At 66.4% G+C, this 16,783-nt stretch carries 15 protein-coding genes; 7 read left to right on the plus strand and 8 right to left on the minus strand.

The window, feature by feature from the left end; genetic code table 11:
* Nucleotides 1-30: 30 nt before the first annotated feature.
* Entirely contained in the window at nucleotides 31-1,089 is a 1,059-nt protein-coding gene (gene sepH / locus IEV67_RS10480) for a septation protein SepH (RefSeq protein WP_188436522.1), read from the minus strand.
* 198 nt (nucleotides 1,090-1,287) lie between these two features.
* Here sepH and IEV67_RS10485 point away from each other — a divergent pair, with 198 nt between their 5' ends.
* Nucleotides 1,288-1,581, plus strand: a complete 294-nt coding sequence (locus IEV67_RS10485) for a DUF4193 domain-containing protein (RefSeq protein ID WP_033107339.1) — start codon at nucleotides 1,288-1,290, stop codon at nucleotides 1,579-1,581.
* 104 nt (nucleotides 1,582-1,685) lie between these two features.
* Here IEV67_RS10485 and IEV67_RS10490 read toward each other — a convergent pair whose 3' ends face one another.
* A complete protein-coding gene (locus IEV67_RS10490) occupies nucleotides 1,686-2,168 on the minus strand; it encodes a DUF3093 domain-containing protein (RefSeq protein WP_188436523.1) in 483 nt (160 codons plus the stop codon).
* 12 nt (nucleotides 2,169-2,180) lie between these two features.
* On the opposite strand from IEV67_RS10490, the gene dut reads away from it, so the two are divergent.
* From dut to dxs, 5 genes are all read left to right on the plus strand, one after another.
* On the plus strand, nucleotides 2,181-2,654 hold the full coding sequence (dut, locus tag IEV67_RS10495; protein ID WP_188436524.1) for a dUTP diphosphatase: 474 nt from the start codon (nucleotides 2,181-2,183) through the stop codon (nucleotides 2,652-2,654).
* Nucleotides 2,651-3,241, plus strand: coding sequence for a DUF3710 domain-containing protein (locus IEV67_RS10500; RefSeq protein ID WP_188436525.1), 591 nt, complete (start codon nucleotides 2,651-2,653; stop codon nucleotides 3,239-3,241). Before dut ends, IEV67_RS10500 begins: the two co-directional genes overlap by 4 nt.
* Nucleotides 3,238-3,978, plus strand: a complete 741-nt coding sequence (locus IEV67_RS10505) for a DUF3159 domain-containing protein (protein WP_229703024.1) — start codon at nucleotides 3,238-3,240, stop codon at nucleotides 3,976-3,978. The genes IEV67_RS10500 and IEV67_RS10505 overlap by 4 nt, the downstream gene beginning before the upstream one ends.
* A 152-nt stretch (nucleotides 3,979-4,130) precedes the next feature.
* Nucleotides 4,131-6,962 carry an aconitate hydratase gene (locus tag IEV67_RS10510; RefSeq protein WP_306440990.1) on the plus strand — a complete coding sequence of 944 codons (2,832 nt, stop codon included), beginning with the start codon at nucleotides 4,131-4,133 and terminating at the stop codon, nucleotides 6,960-6,962.
* A gap of 169 nt (nucleotides 6,963-7,131) precedes the next feature.
* Nucleotides 7,132-9,072, plus strand: coding sequence for a 1-deoxy-D-xylulose-5-phosphate synthase (dxs, locus tag IEV67_RS10515; RefSeq protein ID WP_188436527.1), 1,941 nt, complete (start codon nucleotides 7,132-7,134; stop codon nucleotides 9,070-9,072).
* A gap of 34 nt (nucleotides 9,073-9,106) precedes the next feature.
* Here the strand turns inward: dxs and IEV67_RS10520 are convergent, their stop codons facing one another.
* The 5 genes from IEV67_RS10520 to IEV67_RS10540 form a co-directional block, all read right to left on the minus strand.
* The gene (locus IEV67_RS10520) at nucleotides 9,107-9,802 is read right to left on the minus strand and encodes an SPFH domain-containing protein (protein WP_188436528.1); all 696 of its coding nucleotides are present in this window, start codon (nucleotides 9,800-9,802) and stop codon (nucleotides 9,107-9,109) included.
* A 153-nt stretch (nucleotides 9,803-9,955) separates the two neighbouring features.
* Nucleotides 9,956-12,112, minus strand: a complete 2,157-nt coding sequence (locus tag IEV67_RS10525) for a 3-hydroxyacyl-CoA dehydrogenase NAD-binding domain-containing protein (RefSeq protein ID WP_188436876.1) — start codon at nucleotides 12,110-12,112, stop codon at nucleotides 9,956-9,958.
* Between the two features lie 8 nt (nucleotides 12,113-12,120).
* Complete coding sequence (locus IEV67_RS10530) at nucleotides 12,121-13,326, minus strand: thiolase family protein (protein ID WP_188436529.1); 1,206 nt, start codon at nucleotides 13,324-13,326, stop codon at nucleotides 12,121-12,123.
* A gap of 72 nt (nucleotides 13,327-13,398) precedes the next feature.
* Nucleotides 13,399-14,592 carry a ribonuclease D gene (locus tag IEV67_RS10535; protein ID WP_188436530.1) on the minus strand — a complete coding sequence of 398 codons (1,194 nt, stop codon included), beginning with the start codon at nucleotides 14,590-14,592 and terminating at the stop codon, nucleotides 13,399-13,401.
* Nucleotides 14,585-15,166 carry a DUF3000 domain-containing protein gene (locus IEV67_RS10540; RefSeq protein WP_188436531.1) on the minus strand — a complete coding sequence of 194 codons (582 nt, stop codon included), beginning with the start codon at nucleotides 15,164-15,166 and terminating at the stop codon, nucleotides 14,585-14,587. Before IEV67_RS10540 ends, IEV67_RS10535 begins: the two co-directional genes overlap by 8 nt.
* A 25-nt stretch (nucleotides 15,167-15,191) precedes the next feature.
* Between IEV67_RS10540 and IEV67_RS10545 the strand changes: the two genes are divergently transcribed.
* Entirely contained in the window at nucleotides 15,192-16,349 is a 1,158-nt protein-coding gene (locus tag IEV67_RS10545) for an alpha/beta hydrolase family protein (RefSeq protein ID WP_188436532.1), read from the plus strand.
* On the opposite strand, the gene IEV67_RS10550 is transcribed toward IEV67_RS10545, so the two are convergent.
* Nucleotides 16,350-16,781: a SufE family protein gene (locus tag IEV67_RS10550; protein WP_188436533.1), complete on the minus strand. Its 432-nt coding sequence runs from the start codon at nucleotides 16,779-16,781 to the stop codon at nucleotides 16,350-16,352.
* Nucleotides 16,782-16,783: the final 2 nt, after the last annotated feature.

A 16,783-nucleotide genomic window follows, 5' to 3' on the forward strand; every position in this document is an offset into this window, starting at 1 on the left:
CGCGTCGGCTCACTCGTCGGTGCGTGAGAATCAGTCGTCGGTGCGTGCGCCGAAGACGATCTCGTCCCACGACGGCATCGCATTGCGGCGGCGACGTCGTCCGGAGGTGTCATTCGCCGAGTCCTGGGGCGCAGGATCCGGTGTGCGCTTCGGCTTCTGCTCCACGTACTCCGGCTCGAGAGACTCGAACAGCGCGATGGGCCCCGACTCTTCCGCCCGGTCGTGCTGCTCGGAGAACTCATCATCCAGCAGCGGCGCGCTCTCACGTTGTCCACGGCGTCTGCGAAGTGCTTCGAGCAGATCGGCCGTCTCAGCACTCGTCACCGACTCGTCGGGCGCGCGCTTGATCGCAGCGGCCTGCGCTGCCGCGTTGGAGCGCTCCGGCGGCAGGGGCTCTTCGACGTCGGCCTCCAGAGCGGGCAGCAGCCGCGGCCCGAACGCACCGGAATCGAAGCGACTGTCGTCCTTGTACGGAGACTCGGTGCGATCGCTGTCGACGGCTCGCAGGCGAGGGATGAGGCCCTCGGGCAGGGAACCCTGCCGCGAGAGTTGCGTGGCATCCGCGTTCAGGGGCGAGAGCGCGCTGCGGCGCGGGTCGAAGCTCCAGCGGGCATCGTGCGATACCTCGTTGGCGTCGAACTCGAGTTTGACGATCCAACCGGATTCGTCCTTCCAGCTCGCCCAGCGTTCTGCGGATGCCTGAAGATCGGCGAGCTTCGCGTGGATCGCGACGCCGAAGGTCGGCTGGGCGTCGGGTTCGACCTCGCTGCCGATGAGCACCGGTACCGCGAGTGCCTGTCCGATGATGTGCTCGCGCTCGGCCAGCACAGGTCCTTCGAAGCGGGCGACATCGTCGACGCCGATCCCGAGAAGCTCGGCGACCTCAACGGCCGAGAGCCCGGAGCGGATGTGCGCCTGGATCTCGCGAGGGCTAGCCATGACGCGCGGGGCGTCGTCTGAGTCTCGGCGACGCGCGCGTCGGATCTCGCGCTGCAGCACGTCGTCGATGGCCAGCGCGAATCGCTCGCCGGAACCGGTGGCGAGGATCAGCAGGTCGTCTTCGGTGCCGACGATAGTGACGTTTTCCATGCGAATGCCCCTCTGATGGGTGTTCGATCATGGTGTCACGCAGAGGCGCCCACAGCCGGGAATACGCTGGGCGTGCCGTGAGTTTGATCTGCTGCGCGTGGCGGCATTTGCTAAATGTCTCCGCGTCGTGCAAACTATGCCCGCCGCGTACCCGACGGCGCACCGCCCACTAGCACCATGAAAGTGGAGATCTACCGCATGGCAACCGACTACGACGCCCCCCGAAAGAGCGAAGACGACTCCGAGTCGATCGAAGCCCTCAAGGAGCGTGTGCCGGACAAACTGTCTGGCACGACCGGCGACGAGGACTCCGACAACCCGTCGAGTTTCGACCTCCCGGGTGCCGACCTCTCCGACCTCGAACTCGATGTCGTCGTGCTGCCCGCGCAGCAGGACGAGTTCACCTGCATGAGCTGCTTCCTCGTGAAGCACCGCTCGCAGCTCGATCACGAAGGCGCAGAAGGTCCGATCTGCAAGGAGTGCGCTGCCTGACCGCAGACGCACCGCGTTCACGCGCCCCAGACGAATGGCTTGGGGCGCGTTGTCGTACCAGGAGAGGTTCGAGGTCGACCGGCTTCGTTCTCAGCCCGCTTCGTTCAGCTGTGAGCGGATGCCGCGATCTGGGCATCGCGGATCGCCGCGAGCAGCCGATCCGGGGTGCGCGTGGAGATGGTCCAGCTGGTCACGGGGTCGTCAGGGTCGGTGTTCTGAATGACCACGACTCCGTCGATGCCGCCGCGGATGAGGTGCCAGCCGCGTGCGGGTAACGCCGTACCGCGTGCCTCGCGTGCCTCTTCGCCGGTCAGGGCGACGCCGGTGCCGAGCCAGCGCACGTCGATGTGCGCGCTGCCGGCATGCAGCATCGTGCCGATCACGCGCACCGCAGGTGACGCCGTCATGAGCGTGATGATCAGCAGCAGAGCAGCCGCCGCGCCGAACAGGAGTGCGAGCAGCGACCCGAGCGGCGTGAACGAGAGCGCCACCATCGGCCCGACCACGGCTGCTGTCACGAGCAGCCACAGGCTCGGGGAAAGACGTTCGCGGTAGCGAACGAGCGTGTCAGGGGTGGGGTTCTGCATTAGCCTCGTGGGGTGAGCGATTCCGTTGATCTCCCCATTATCGCGTCTGTCGTGCCGCACTACGCCCATCCGGGCGACGCCGGTGCCGATCTGGTGGCGGCCGAGGCCGTGCGACTCGAGCCGGGAGAACGTGCCCTCGTGCCCACCGGCGTGCGGATCGCACTGCCGGACGGCTACGCCGCGTTCGTCGTGCCGCGCAGCGGTCTCGCCGCCAAGCACGGGATCACGATCGTCAACGCACCCGGCACGGTGGATGCGGGATACCGCGGTGAGATCAAGGTGAGTCTGCTCAACACGGACAGATCGAGCGCGTACGATGTGGCGGTCGGAGACCGGATCGCCCAGTTGATCCTGATGCCGGTGACGCGCGCGAACTTCATCCCGGTCGACGAGCTTCCGGAGAGCGCCCGCGGTGCGGACGGATTCGGATCCACCGGATATCAGGCGCCCTCGCAGGGCGCCGAACAGGCAGGAAACAGCAGATGACTGAAGAGATCACACAGCCGCCGTCGAAGTCGGCACCGGCGAACCGCTCGACAGACGGACCGTTCGATGAGTCCGAGGCGAACCCGATCCGCCCGTACATCGACCTCGGGGGGATCAAGATCCTCCCGCGCGAGGGTCTGAATCTGCGCCTCGAGGTCGAGGAGCAGACCAAGCGCATCGTCGCCGTCGGACTCGACTATGCCGACTCGTCGCTCCAGGTGCAGCCCTTCGCCGCGCCGCGCACGCTCGGGCTCTGGCACGAGACCCGTGCGCAGCTGGTCGACCAGGTCCGCCAGCAGGGCGGTCGTGTCGAAGAGCGCGAAGGCCCCCTCGGCAAGGAACTTCTCGCCGAGGTGCCCAGCCCCGCATCCGAAGGGTCGGAGCTGCGCCTTGCGCGTTTCGTCGGCGTCGACGGACCGCGCTGGTTCCTTCGCGGAGTGATCGGCGGATCCGCGGCGTCGGATCCCGAAGCCGCAGCGAAGATCGAGGATCTTTTCCGCTCGATCGTCGTGGTCCGCGGAGGCGCACCGATGCCGCCGCGCGACCTGATCCCGCTGAAGATGCCGGCGACGCCCGGATCCGCGTGAGCAGCGAGAACCGCGAAGGCGACGAGGCACGCGAGCAGAGCACGTCTGAGCTGCTCGGCGCCGCACTCGGCGGTGCCGCGCGCAGGGCTGGCCTGGATCCTGCAGAGGAAGCCAGCACGCACAAGGTCGTCTGGTCGGCGATCGGCGGATGGCGCGGCGTACTGGAATCGGTGCTCCCGAGCCTCGCGTTCGTCGTCCTGTTCACACTCCAACCCGAACCGCTCATCCTCGCGCTCGGCGTCTCCGTCGGGCTCGCTGCCGTGTTCACCATCGTGCGTCTGGTGCAGAAGTCGCCGCCCTCGGCGGCGCTGGGCGGGTTGATCGCCGCAGGCGCAGCGGCTGCCCTCGCGCTGTGGACCGGTCGCGGCGTTGACAACTTCGTGCCGGGGCTCATCACGAACGCCGTGTACGGAACGGTCTTCCTCGTCTCCGCCCTCATCGGTTGGTCGCTGATCGGCATCGCCGCCGGCTTCCTCATGGGGGAGGCCACGGCATGGCGGACCGACAAGCGCAAACGCCGCGCGTTCCGATGGCTCGGCATCGCGTGGGCCGCGCTGTTCTTCGCGCGTCTGGCGGTGCAGCTGCCGCTCTACCTGACCGATCAGGTGACGGCGCTCGGCACGCTCAAACTCATCATGGGGCTGCCGCTGTTCGCCCCCTTGATCGCGGTCACCTGGCTCGTGGTGCGAGCGCTCTATCCTCGCGAGTCGCCGCAGTCCACGGCATCCCGTTCGTGATAGATTTATCTTGACATCAAGATAAATAGTGGGCTTTCGCAGACAGGCTTTCACGGCGCACACTGTTAGGTGTGCCTTGCTAGCCGACAGCGTCGCACGCGAGCAAGATGGAGTCGCCTGTCGCTCCCATCAGACAAGAAGGAGACGGATTCGTGTCCACCGTTAACAGCTTCGGTGCCAAGAGCACCCTGACGGTCGGCAGTACCGACTATGAGATCTTCCGTGTTGACACGGTTCCGGGCTTCGAGAAGCTCCCGTTCAGCCTGAAGGTGCTCCTCGAGAACCTTCTCCGCACCGAAGACGGCGCGAATGTGACGAAGTCGCAGATCGAGGCGCTCGGATCGTGGGATGCCGCGGCAGAGCCGAGCACCGAGATCCAGTTCTCGCCGGCGCGCGTGGTCATGCAGGACTTCACCGGTGTGCCCTGCATCGTCGACCTCGCGACCATGCGCGAGGCGGTCACCGCCCTCGGCGGCGACCCGAACAAGATCAACCCGCTCTCGCCGGCTGAGATGGTCATCGACCACTCCGTCATCGCCGACCTGTTCGGCACCGAGAATGCGCTCGAGCGCAACGTCGAGATCGAGTACGAGCGCAACGGTGAGCGCTACCAGTTCCTGCGCTGGGGCCAGACGGCATTCAACGACTTCAAGGTCGTGCCTCCCGGCACCGGCATCGTTCACCAGGTGAACATCGAGCACCTCGCCAAGGTCATCTACGACCGCGTCAACGGCGGAGTCCTCCAGGCCTACCCCGACACCTGCGTCGGCACCGACTCGCACACGACGATGGTCAACGGCCTCGGCGTGCTCGGATGGGGCGTCGGCGGTATCGAGGCCGAGGCTGCCATGCTCGGCCAGCCCGTCTCGATGCTCATCCCGCGCGTCGTGGGCTTCAAGCTCACCGGCGAGATCCCCGCCGGTGTCACCGCGACCGACGTCGTGCTCACGATCACCGACATGCTGCGTAAGCACGGCGTCGTCGGCAAGTTCGTCGAGTTCTACGGTGCCGGCGTCGCATCCGTGCCGCTGGCCAACCGCGCCACGATCGGCAACATGTCGCCCGAGTTCGGTTCGACCGCGGCGATCTTCCCGATCGACGACGTCACCACCGACTACCTGCGTCTGACCGGTCGCGACGAGCAGGCCGTCGCCCTCGTCGAGGAGTACGCGAAGCTGCAGGGTCTGTGGCACGACGCGGACAAGGAGCCCGTCTTCAGCGAGTACATGGAGCTCGACCTCAGCACGGTCGTGCCGTCGATCGCAGGCCCGAAGCGCCCGCAGGACCGCATCCTCCTCTCCGAAGCCAAGACGCAGTTCGAGCAGGACATCGTCAACTACGCCGACCCGTCCACCTCGGACTCGCTCGTCGACCTCGAGTCCAAGCACTCGTTCCCGGCATCCGACCCGGGTGCGGGCCCCGGCGACGAGGACCACAACACGCGCCCTGTGCACATCTCCAGCGGGGTCAACGGCACCTCCAAGCCGGTTCCGGTGACCACTCCCGATGGCGAGAGCTACATCCTCGACCACGGTGCGGTCACTCTCGCGGCGATCACCTCGTGCACCAACACGTCCAACCCCTCGGTGATGATGGCGGCGGGTCTTCTCGCTCGTAAGGCGCGCGAACGCGGCCTGAAGCAGAAGCCGTGGGTCAAGACGACGCTCGGCCCCGGCTCCAAGGTCGTCACCGACTACTACGAGAAGTCCGGTCTCGACAAGGACCTCGAGGGCCTCGGCTTCTACACGGTCGGCTACGGCTGCACGATCTGCATCGGCAACTCGGGTCCGCTGATCGATGAGGTCTCCGCTGCGGTCAACGACCACGACCTCGCCGTGACGGCCGTGCTCTCGGGCAACCGCAACTTCGAGGGTCGCATCAGCCCGGACGTCAAGATGAACTACCTCGCATCTCCGCCGCTCGTGGTGGCGTACGCGTTGGCAGGTTCCATGCACTTCGACTTCGAGATCGATGCGCTCGGCAAGGACAGCGACGGCAACGATGTCTTCCTGAAGGACATCTGGCCCACACCCGCCGAGATCCAGGAAGTCATCGACTCGTCGATCTCCCGCGAGCAGTTCATCAAGCAGTACGCCACCGTGTTCGACGGCGACGAGCGCTGGACCAGCCTGCCCACGCCGACCGGCCCGATCTTCGAGTGGGACGACAAGTCCACCTACGTGCGTCGTCCTCCGTACTTCGAGGGCATGACGATGGAGCTGACTCCGGTCGCCGACATCGCCGGCGCCAGGGTGCTCGCGACGCTGGGCGACTCGGTCACGACCGACCACATCAGCCCCGCGGGCAACATCAAGGCCGCGACCCCGGCTGCGAAGTACCTCGAGGAGCACGGCGTGCGCCAGAAGGACTTCAACTCCTTCGGATCGCGTCGTGGAAACCACGAGGTCATGATCCGTGGCACCTTCGCGAACATCCGCCTGAAGAACCAGCTCGTGCGCGCCGTCAACGACGGTGCAGAGGTCGAAGGCGGTTACACGCGCGACTTCACGAAGCCCGACGCGCCGCAGTCGTTCATCTACGACGCCAGCCAGAACTACCAGGAGGCCGGCACGCCGCTGGTGATCTTCGGCGGCAAGGAGTACGGCTCCGGGTCGTCGCGCGACTGGGCAGCCAAGGGCACCAGCCTACTGGGCGTCAAGGCCGTCATCACCGAGAGCTTCGAGCGCATCCACCGCTCGAACCTGATCGGCATGGGCGTCGTTCCGCTGCAGTTCCCCGCGGGCGAGAGCTGGGAGTCGCTGGGCCTCGACGGCACCGAGGTCGTCTCGATCTCCGGTCTGGAAGAGCTCAACGAAGGCGCCACACCGAAGACGGTCCACGTCACCGCCACTCCGAGCGAGCACTCGCCCGAGGGCAAGCAGGTCGTGGAGTTCGACGCGGTCGTCCGCATCGACACCCCTGGTGAAGCCGACTACTACCGCAACGGCGGAATCCTGCAGTACGTGCTGCGTTCGCTGGTCTGATCGTCGCTGTGAGAGGGCTCGGGCGCTGGTCGCCCGGGCCCTCTGGCATACCTGCGATCATGGCGCGGCGCAACCGGGTTAACCGTAAGTTCTCGGGCTGCGAGGATAGAATCGACGGGCGGGACTGAGTGGGTGATCGACCCGGTTCCCGGAACGAGGAGGAGGGCGGATGCCGATTCTGCAGCGCATCAGCGGACCACGAGATCTCGATGACCTCACCCCCGACGAACTCGTCGGACTCGCCGCGGAGATCAGGGAGTTCCTTGTCCAGAAGGTCTCCCGCACCGGCGGACATCTCGGCCCGAACCTCGGCGTCGTCGAACTCACCATCGCCCTGCACAGGGTCTTCGAATCACCGGACGACCCGATCATCTTCGACACCGGTCATCAGTCGTACGTGCACAAACTGCTCACCGGCAGGCAGGACTTCTCCGCATTGCGCGTGCGCGGCGGACTCGCCGGCTACCCGCAGCGCAGCGAGAGCCCGCACGACGTCGTGGAATCCTCGCACGCGTCCAGCTCGCTGAGCTGGGCCGACGGCGTCTCCAGAGCGCTCACAGCCACTGGCCGCTCGGACCGCCACGTCGTGGCCGTCGTGGGCGATGGCGCCCTCACCGGCGGCATGACGTGGGAGGCACTGAACAACATCACCGACGACAACGATCGCAACCTCGTGATCGTCGTCAATGACAACGGCCGCTCCTACGCCCCGACCATCGGCGGGATGTCTCGCTACCTCAACCGTGTGCGCACAGCGGGGGCCTATAAGGACCTGCACCGCAAGTCCGACCGATTCTTCCGCGTTTTCGGCCCGGTCGGGCGTGCGATGTTCCGCGGCATCCGCGGTGGCACGCATGGGTTCCTCTCGCGCTTCACCAACAACGAAGCGCTGTATTCCAATCTCGACATCAAGTACCTCGGCCCCGTCGACGGTCATGACCTCCCGGCTCTCATGGAGACACTGGAGCTGGCCAAGTCGTATGGTGCTCCAGTGCTGGTGCACGCGATCACCGAGAAGGGCCGGGGCTATCAGCCTGCCCGCGATGACGAGGCCGACCAGTTCCATGCCGTCAACCGTATAGATCCGGCCACCGGCGAGCCGCTCTCGACCAGCGGGCAGAGTTGGACCGACGTGTTCTCCGATTCTCTCGTTCGGGTGGGTGAGCGCGATCCGAAAGTCATCGCGATGACGGCGGCGATGCTGCGCCCGACCGGCCTCGCCCCGTTCGCGGAGCGCTTCCCCGACCGGGTCTACGACGTGGGCATCGCCGAGCAGCACGCCGTGGCATCCGCCGCCGGGCTTGCGTTCGGTGGACTGCACCCGGTGGTCGCTCTCTACGCCACGTTCATGGGGCGCGCCTTCGACCAGGTGCTGATGGATGTCGCGCTGCACAGGGCCGGTGTCACATTCGTCCTCGACCGCGCGGGAGTGACGGGGCCAGATGGCCCGAGCCACCACGGCATGTGGGATCTCGCCATGCTGCAGATCGTGCCGCACATCCGCATCGCGGCGCCCCGAGACGGCGCACGGCTGAAGGAGTCCTTGGATGAGGCGGTGGCCGTCGATGACGCGCCCACCGTGATCCGATTCCCGAAGGGCGAGGTCGCCACGGACATCCCCGCGGTCGAGCGCCTCGATGACGGTGTCGATGTGCTCTCGCGTGGAGAGAGCGAAGACGTGCTGATCGTCGCGATCGGGCCGTTCGCCGCCATGGCGATGGATGTCGCGACGCGCCTGCGTGCGCAGGGGATCGGAGCGACGGTGATCGACCCGCGTTGGGCGATTCCCGTGCAGCCGTCGGTGCTTGAACTCGCCAGGAGCCATCGCCTGGTGATCACGCTGGAGGACGGCATCCGCGTCGGTGGCATCGGCACACGGGTGCGTCAGGTGCTCCGCGAGGCGGGGATCGATACCGCAGTGGATGAGCTGGGCCTTCCCGATGAGTTCATCGATCACGCATCCCGTGACCAGATCCTCTCAGATGCCGGTCTCACCGCACCGAAGATCGCACAGGACATCGTCGCGCAGGTGCTCGGCACCCGCATCCCCGTCGCTCGTCATGCAGGCGAGACCGGCGCCATCGATCTGCCGTTGCACGATCGGCGCTGAGCGGCTCTGACAGCGCTGCCGTCGCGACAGCTGCTCAGTTGAGGGCGTGAAGCGCCGCGACCGCTGCAGGACCACGGTCGGTATCGCGCAGCGCCTGCGACAGCAGGTAGCCGTCGGTGAGTGCATCACCGGTGATCATGACGGAGAGTATCTCGATGCCTCCGGCCGACAGCGCGCGTTCTGCGCACTGGGCCAGCACCATGACGTTGACGTCTTCGTTGCGCGGAAGGACAGCGCCGTCGGTCACGTGGATGACGTCGCGCAGAGCCGCACCGACGATGTTCGCGGCTCGTTCCTTCACGTTGACGACGTCGAGTTCGAACACCCGCAGATCCCGGCCCGAGGGGACGGGACGCCATTCGAAGGAGGCGTGGATGAGGTGTTGATGTCCTGTCGCACCCGTGAGATGACGAGCGGGCAGATCCGTCGACCGGACGCGTACGTCGACGAGCTTGTACCAGTAGAACAGCGGGAACGCGCCGTGCGATCCCGAGTGCAGCACGACGACTTCGCCTGCGGTGCCTTTTCCGGTACGGACACTCCGTGCGCCGGCCTTGCGGATGATCGGCTTGCCGTTGCGGGTCCGGATGGCGGCCCAGCCCTCGTCGACCGTCACGATGAACAGCTTCAGAAGCGCGGGAACCACGAGCAGTGTCGTGAGGACGGCGGTACCGGACTTGACGAGAGTACTCATCGTCCCGGTGCCCAGTGCGCTGAATATCGCATCCACACTCACACTCTGCCTGCAGACTCGCGCCAAGTCAGGCCACATCACAGCTCAGCACGCGTTGTTCACCCGGATTTCGTGAACGGTTGGCCGGAAGGACGCAGCGAAGGGGCCGCGTCCGAGGACACGGCCCCTTCACGGGCGAGCGGTTCAGTGTCAGCTGTGCGCGATCCCGCGGATCGGCGGAGTGTGGAACGTGCCGTCGAACACGCGCTCGGAAGCGCCCTCTCGATCGAGGTAGACCGACGCGCCTCCGTCGATGAACGGCCAGCCGGCGCCGAGGATCAGGCAGAGATCGATGTCTTCGACCTCCGGCACCACATCCTCATCGAGCATGAGCTTGATCTCCTGTGTGAGACCGTCCTGCACGCGTCGCAGGATCGTCTCGGCTGAAGCCGGAGTGCTTGCGACGTGGCCCTTGAGTGCCTTCTCGGCGGCCTTCGTCCAACCGGTCACGCGGCCGCCCTTGTCCTTCTCGACGACCTGATCGAGTTCGGCGAGTGCGTGGAAGTTCTCGTTCGCGTAGAAGCGGTCGGGGAAGTGGCGCACCATCGTGTCCTGCACGTGGGCCGCGACCTTCCAGCCCACCAGGTCGATGAGCTGGAACGGTCCCATCGGCAGGCCGAGCGGACCGAAGGCCTTCTCGACGTCTGCGACGGGGGTTCCCTCGTAGACCGCGCGTGCTGCTTCGCCCATGACCTTCGCGAGCAGACGGTTGACCACGAAGCCGGGAGCGTCGGCGGTGAGCACGGCGTTCTTGCCGAGCCCCTTCGCGACCACGAAGGCCGTCGAGAGGGTCTGCTCGTTCGTGCCGGGTGTCTTGACGATCTCGATCAGGGGCATCACCGCGACCGGGTTGAAGAAGTGGAACCCGACGAGACGCTCGGGGTGAGCGAGCTTGGCGCCGATCTCCTCCACGGAGAGCGAAGAGGTGTTGGTCGCCAGGATGGCGTCCTCGGCGATGAACTTCTCGATGTCGCCGAACACCTGCTGCTTGACGCCGACCTCTTCGAAGACCGCCTCGATCACGAAGTCGCAGTCGGCGTATTCGCTCTTGTCGACCGTGCCGTGGATGAGCCCGCGCAGCTGGTTGGCGCCGTCGGCGTCCAGACGCCCCTTCGCCTCGAGCTTGCCGATCTCATCGTTGATGTAGGACACGCCCTTGTCGACGCGCGCCTGGTCGATGTCGGTGATGAGCACCGGCACCCGCAGCTTGCGCACGAACAGCAGCGCGAACTGGCTGGCCATGAGACCCGCGCCGATGATGCCGACCTTGGTGACCTTCTTCGCCAGTGCCTTGTCAGGTGCGCCGACCGGGCGCTTCGCCCGCTTCTGCACCAGGTCGAACGCGTACATGGATGCCGCGAACTGATCGCCCGTGACGAGCTCGCTGAGCGCCTCGTCCTCACGTGCGAAGCCTTCGGCCTTGTCCTTGGGCGACGTCCCGCTCTTCGCCTTGTCCAGCAGCTCCAGGGCCGCATACGGCGATTTCGGCACGGTGCCGATCTTCGACTCGAGCATGCCGCGCGCCATCTTGATCGCGATCGGCCACTTCGTCAGTCGTTCCAGCTTGCCGGGCTCGTTCTTGCGCTCGACCTTCTTGCCGCCGAGGACGGCGTCGGCCCATGCGAGTGAGTTCTCGAGGTAGTTCGCCGCGGGGAAGATCGCGTCGAAGATCCCGAGGTCGAACGCCTGCTGCGGTTTGAGCATGCGGTTCTGCTTCAGCGGGTTCGAGATGACGACCTCGAGTGCGTTCTCGATGCCGATGAGGTTCGGCAGCAGGTAGGCGCCGCCCCAGCCAGGGATGATGCCCAGGAAGACCTCTGGCAGCGCGACAGCGGCTGCAGAGGCATCGACCGTGCGATAGGTCGAGTTCAATGCGATCTCGAGGCCACCGCCCAGAGCCAGGCCGTTCACGAACGCGAACGACGGCACGCCGAGATCGCTGAGCGAGCCGATCACCTTGTGGCCGAGCTGCGCGATGAGCCGAGCCTGTTCCTTCGACTGCACCTTCGAGATGTCGGAGAGGTCGGCACCGGCGGCGAGGATGTACTGCTTGCCGGTGATGCCGACCGCCTGGATCTCGCCGGCGGCCGCGCGGGCCTTGACGCTCGCGAGCGTCTCACCGAGTTCGGTGAGGGTGGCAGGACCCAGTGTGTTCGGGCGGGTGTGGTCACGTCCGTTGTCGAGCGTGATGAGCGCCAACGTCTTGCCGGACGGGAGGCGGATGTCGCGAACGGGGGAGTGCGTGACGACCTCATCGCCCGCGAGTGCCACGATGGGCGAGAAGTCGATCTCTTCGTAGTTGGTCACAGCTGCACTCACTTCCGCTTCTTGCCGTCGTAGAAGGGGTTCTCCCAGATGACGGAGCCGCCCTGGCCGAGACCCACGCACATGGCGGTGAGGCCGTATCGCACGTCCGGACGCTCGGCGAACTGCGCCGCGAGCTGGATCATCAGTCGGACACCGGATGCCGCGAGCGGGTGACCGACCGCGATCGCGCCGCCCCACTGGTTGACACGCGGGTCGTCATCTGCGATTCCGAAGTGATCGAGCAGCGAGATCACCTGGATCGCGAAGGCCTCGTTCAACTCGAACAGGCCGATGTCGGAGATCGTCAGCCCGGCCTTCTTGAGGGCCTTCTCGGTCGAGGGGATCGGACCGATGCCCATGATCTCCGGCTGCACGCCGGCGAACGCGAACGACACCATCTTCATCTTCGGCCTCAGGCCGAGTTCCTTCACCGCACCGCCGCCGGCGAGCAGCGACATGGTGGCGCCGTCGGTCAGGGGTGACGATGTGCCGGCGGTCACGCGACCGTGCGGACGGAACGGCGTCTTGAGCGCGGCGAGGTCTTCCATCGTCGTCTGGGGACGTCGGCCTTCGTCCTCGGTGGCGAGGCCCCAGGCGCCGTCGGCGCCCTTGATCGCGACCGGCACGAGGTCCGGCTGGATCTTGCCCGCGTCATATGCCGCCTGCACCTTGTGCTGGCTCAGCATGCCGAAGCGGTCGGAGCGTTCCTTCGTGAGGTGGGGGAATCGGTCGAAGATGCGCTCCGCGGTCACGCCCATGTTCAGCGCGCCGGGGTCGACCATCTTCTCCGCGACGAAGCGCGGGTTCGGGTCGGCGTTGGCGCCGATCGGGTGATGCCCCATGTGCTCGACGCCGCCGGCGAGGGCGAAGTCGTACATCCCGATGCCGATCGATGCGCCCATCGTGGTGACGCTGGTCATCGCGCCGGCGCACATGCGCTCGACGGCGAGACCGGGGACGGTGTTCGGCAGGCCTGCGAGGATCGCGACCGAGCGGCCGAGGGTCAGGCCCTGATCGCCCGTCTGCGATGTCGCGGCGATCGCGACATCGTCGATGCGGCCGGCCGGGACGCCGGCATTGCGCTCGAGCAGACCGATCGTCGCCTTCACGGCGAGATCGTCTGCGCGGGTGTTCCAGTACATGCCTTTTTCGCCGGCGCGCCCGAACGGGGTGCGTACGCCATCAACGAAGTAGACGTCCGAGATCTCGGCCACTCTGCCTCCAAGGTTAGGTTTGACCTCAGACTACGAGGCGCCCGATACCGTGCGGAATCGGTTGGATCGAACCTACGACTCGGGTGCGTCGGGCTGATCAGCCGGTTGACCGGCTTCTACAAAGGCATCCACGATCTTCTGTGCAGTCTGCTCAATCTGCCACGGTCTGGCACCGAGCTCTGCGAGGGCGGCGCCGACAGCATCCGTCGTCAATTCGGGCGGTGTCCATGCGACTCGACGCAGGGTCTCCGGCTTCAGCAGGTTCTCGGTGGGCATGCCCAGTTCTTCTGCCTGCGCCTCGACGACGGGACGGGCGAGCTTCAGCCGTGCGTCCGCCTCAGGGTTGCGATCACTCCACGCCCGCGCAGGAGGCAGCGCGTCGCTGTGCCCGCGTTCACGGGGAACGGCAGGAGCTTCACGTCCTCGGACGATCGCATCCCACCATCGGTCCAGCTGCGACCTGCTCGCACGCCCGTTGAACGCCTGCACTCCCGCGAGCGCCTGTTTGCTCTGCGGATTGGCCAGGACAGCCGCGACCAGGGAGCGGTCGGGGACCAGACGTCCGGGAGACGTGTCCTGCTGCTGTGCGAACTCCTCGCGCGCCTCCCACAGCGATCGCGCCACGGCGAGCCCGCGGGCACCCTTGACCTGGTGCAGTCCGCTGAGGCGGCGCCAGGGGTCTTCTCGCGGTGGGCGGGGCGGCTGCGCGAGAGTGGCGGCGAACTCCTGCGCGGCGAACTCGGTCTTGCCCTGCTCTTCGAGCTCGGACGCGATGACATCGCGTACGTCGACGAGATGCAGCACATCGAGTGCCGCGTAGTCCAGCCAGGAATCCGGAAGCGGTCGCGTCGACCAATCGGCCGCGGAGTGCTCCTTCTTGAGCATGATGCCGAGGGTGTCTTCGACCACGGCGGCGAGGCCGACGCGCTCATGTCCGAGCAGACGGGACGCGAGCTCGGTGTCGAAGATCGTGGCGGGCTCGAGTTCGAGTTCGCGAAGGGAGGGGAGATCCTGGCTCGCGGCGTGGAAGACCCACTCGACGTCGCCGATCGCGTCCTGCAGCGGGGCGAAGTCGCCGATCGCAGGGGGGTCGAAGAGGAAGACGCCTGCACCACGTCGAAAGACCTGCACCAGATACGCCCGTTGCGAGTACCGGAATCCGGAGGCACGTTCGACGTCGACGGCGACAGGTCCGGTACCGGCGGCCAGTAGCCGCGAGGCTGCCTGGAATTCGATCGGATCATCGATGACGCTGTACTCAGTCACGCCCTGCCTTTCGTGCGCCGAACACGGCGATGTTCTCAGAGCCGGGCGGGAGACCGGCAAGCATGCCGACGAGTTCGGCCCATGCTTCCACGTGCGGTCGGAACGGTTCTTCCGGCGTCCAAGAAGATCGTAGTTCGATCTGCGCGCCATCGCCTTCGCTCGTCAGAGCTCCGAAGCCCTTGGAGAGGGTCTTGGTCGATGTTCCGGATGCGGAGTGGTACGCGGCATCCCGTGACTCCAAGGCATCGACGAGCCAGGACCAGGTCACATCGGCGAGCAGAGGGTCGGTGCCGATCTCGGGCTCGAGCGGCGCCTGCGCGAACGTCACGATCCGCCACGCACCGTCCCACGCGGGCGGGGCATCCGGGTCATACAGCAATACGAAGCGGCCGGTGCCGTAGATCGAGTCGCCATGGTCATCCGGACGGACGTCCGCGGCGAGAGCGATCGAGAACGGCGCCAGACCCTGCGGAGAGGGAATCTCGCGGATCACGATGTCGTCTCGGAAGACCGTGTCACGCAGCTCGGCTGCGGCACGTTCGAAATGCGCTCCGGCATCGGGGTGTGCGCTCACGCTGACAGGCTAGAGTCAGGAAGCGATGAAGAGTCTCAGGCACGCCGTTGCACTGCTGGTCCCTGCGCTGATCGCGATGCTGGGCACCGCGGTTGCGTTTCTCGTGTTCGCCATCGCCCGCAGGGTGGTCACGCCGTCGGTCCGCGCCGCCGACACAGATATTCTCGCGGTCGACACCGGTGCGCAGACCATCGAACTGTCCCGCACACCCGACACGGAGCTGCCGGGGCGCTACGGTCTGTTCACGACCGGCACCTACGGTTACGTGAAGCTCGGCGCGGTGTTGAGCGCGGATGCCACCACGGTGCGCCGGAAGCTGCTCACGCAGATCGAGACGGGCGCCAAGATCGATCGTGCCGCCGGTTTCAGCGGCTGGTACTACTCGACCCCGAGTGAACTGCATCTTCCGTGGGACAACGTGCTGATCGGCTCTCCCGCCGGCCCGTGTCCTGCGTGGCTGTTCCCTGCCGAATCATCGACGTGGGTCATCCAGGTGCACGGACGAGGTGTCACCCGCGCAGAATGCCTGCGTGCGGTGCCGGTGTTCCATGCGCTCGGGATGCCGAACCTCGTGGTCTCGTACCGGAACGACGGAGAAGCGCCGCGCAGCAAGGGCGGGTCGTACGCGCTCGGCGCCTCGGAATGGCGGGACGTGGATGCTGCGATCTCCTACGCGCTGCGTCACGGGGCGACCCAGGTGCTGCTGATGGGATGGTCGATGGGCGGCGCGATCGCGCTGCAGACCGCCGTCTCATCGACCCACCGCGAGGCGATCGTCGGGCTCGTGCTCGATTCGCCGGTGGTCGATTGGCGAAACGTGCTGCGTTTCCAGGCGCGGGAGGAGGGCATCCGCGATCCGTTCCCCGCCTTGGCGATGAATGCACTGTCATCGCCGCTGACCGCGCGACTGTCCGGCTCGGAGTTCGTGATCCCCTTCGACAAGCTCGACATGGTCGCGCGTGCCGACGAGCTCACGGTTCCGATCCTCATCCTGCATAGCGAGGACGACGGGTTCGTGCCGGCCGATGCCTCGCACGCTCTCGCCGAGGCGCGCCCGGACCTCGTCACGATGCCGCGTTTCACCGGGGCACGGCACACGAAGATCTGGAACTACGACCAACTCGGCTGGACAGCGACGATCACCGACTGGACGGCCGCGAACGGCTTCAGCCCTTCTGTGTGATCAGCGCTTCTGCGTGACCTGCCGCTTGACGCGCATCAGCATCCCCGTCATCCCGCCGATGCGCAGCGGCGAGACCGCGCGGGTCAGACCGATCGACTGGGGAAAGTCGTCGGGGATCGCGAGCACTTCGTCGGCAGTCAGACCGCTGATGCCCTGCACGAGGATGCTGGCGAACCCGCGCGTCGTCGGTGCCTCCGGTGGCGCCGTCGCGTGCATCGTGACGACATCGTCGTGGACCTCGACGTAGATGTAGACGGGCGACTGGCACTCTGCGACTCGCTCGCACATCTCCGGGTGGTTCGCGACTTCTTCCGACACCTCGGGGAGCTCATTGGAGAACTCCAGCAGCAGCTGAAGACGCTCGTCTTCCGGAAGCTCGAGGAAGTCGTCGCGGATCTCCGCGAGGGTGTCAGGAACGTGCGTGGTGCTCATCC

Origin of the sequence: Microbacterium murale (assembly GCF_014635185.1) — a bacterium.
Taxonomy (GTDB): Bacteria; Actinomycetota; Actinomycetes; order Actinomycetales; family Microbacteriaceae; genus Microbacterium; species Microbacterium murale.

What these genes read in the sequence shown, in the direction of transcription:
- IEV67_RS10500 (WP_188436525.1), top strand. Translation starts at nt 2,651, where the DNA reads ATGACTGAAGAGATCACACAGCCGCCGTCGAAGTCGGCACCGGCGAAC.
- IEV67_RS10485 (WP_033107339.1), top strand. Translation starts at nt 1,288, where the DNA reads ATGGCAACCGACTACGACGCCCCCCGAAAGAGCGAAGACGACTCCGAG.
- sepH (WP_188436522.1), bottom strand. Translation starts at nt 1,089, where the DNA reads ATGGAAAACGTCACTATCGTCGGCACCGAAGACGACCTGCTGATCCTC.
- IEV67_RS10550 (WP_188436533.1), bottom strand. Translation starts at nt 16,781, where the DNA reads ATGAGCACCACGCACGTTCCTGACACCCTCGCGGAGATCCGCGACGAC.
- IEV67_RS10545 (WP_188436532.1), top strand. Translation starts at nt 15,192, where the DNA reads ATGAAGAGTCTCAGGCACGCCGTTGCACTGCTGGTCCCTGCGCTGATC.
- IEV67_RS10490 (WP_188436523.1), bottom strand. Translation starts at nt 2,168, where the DNA reads ATGCAGAACCCCACCCCTGACACGCTCGTTCGCTACCGCGAACGTCTT.
- dxs (WP_188436527.1), top strand. Translation starts at nt 7,132, where the DNA reads ATGCCGATTCTGCAGCGCATCAGCGGACCACGAGATCTCGATGACCTC.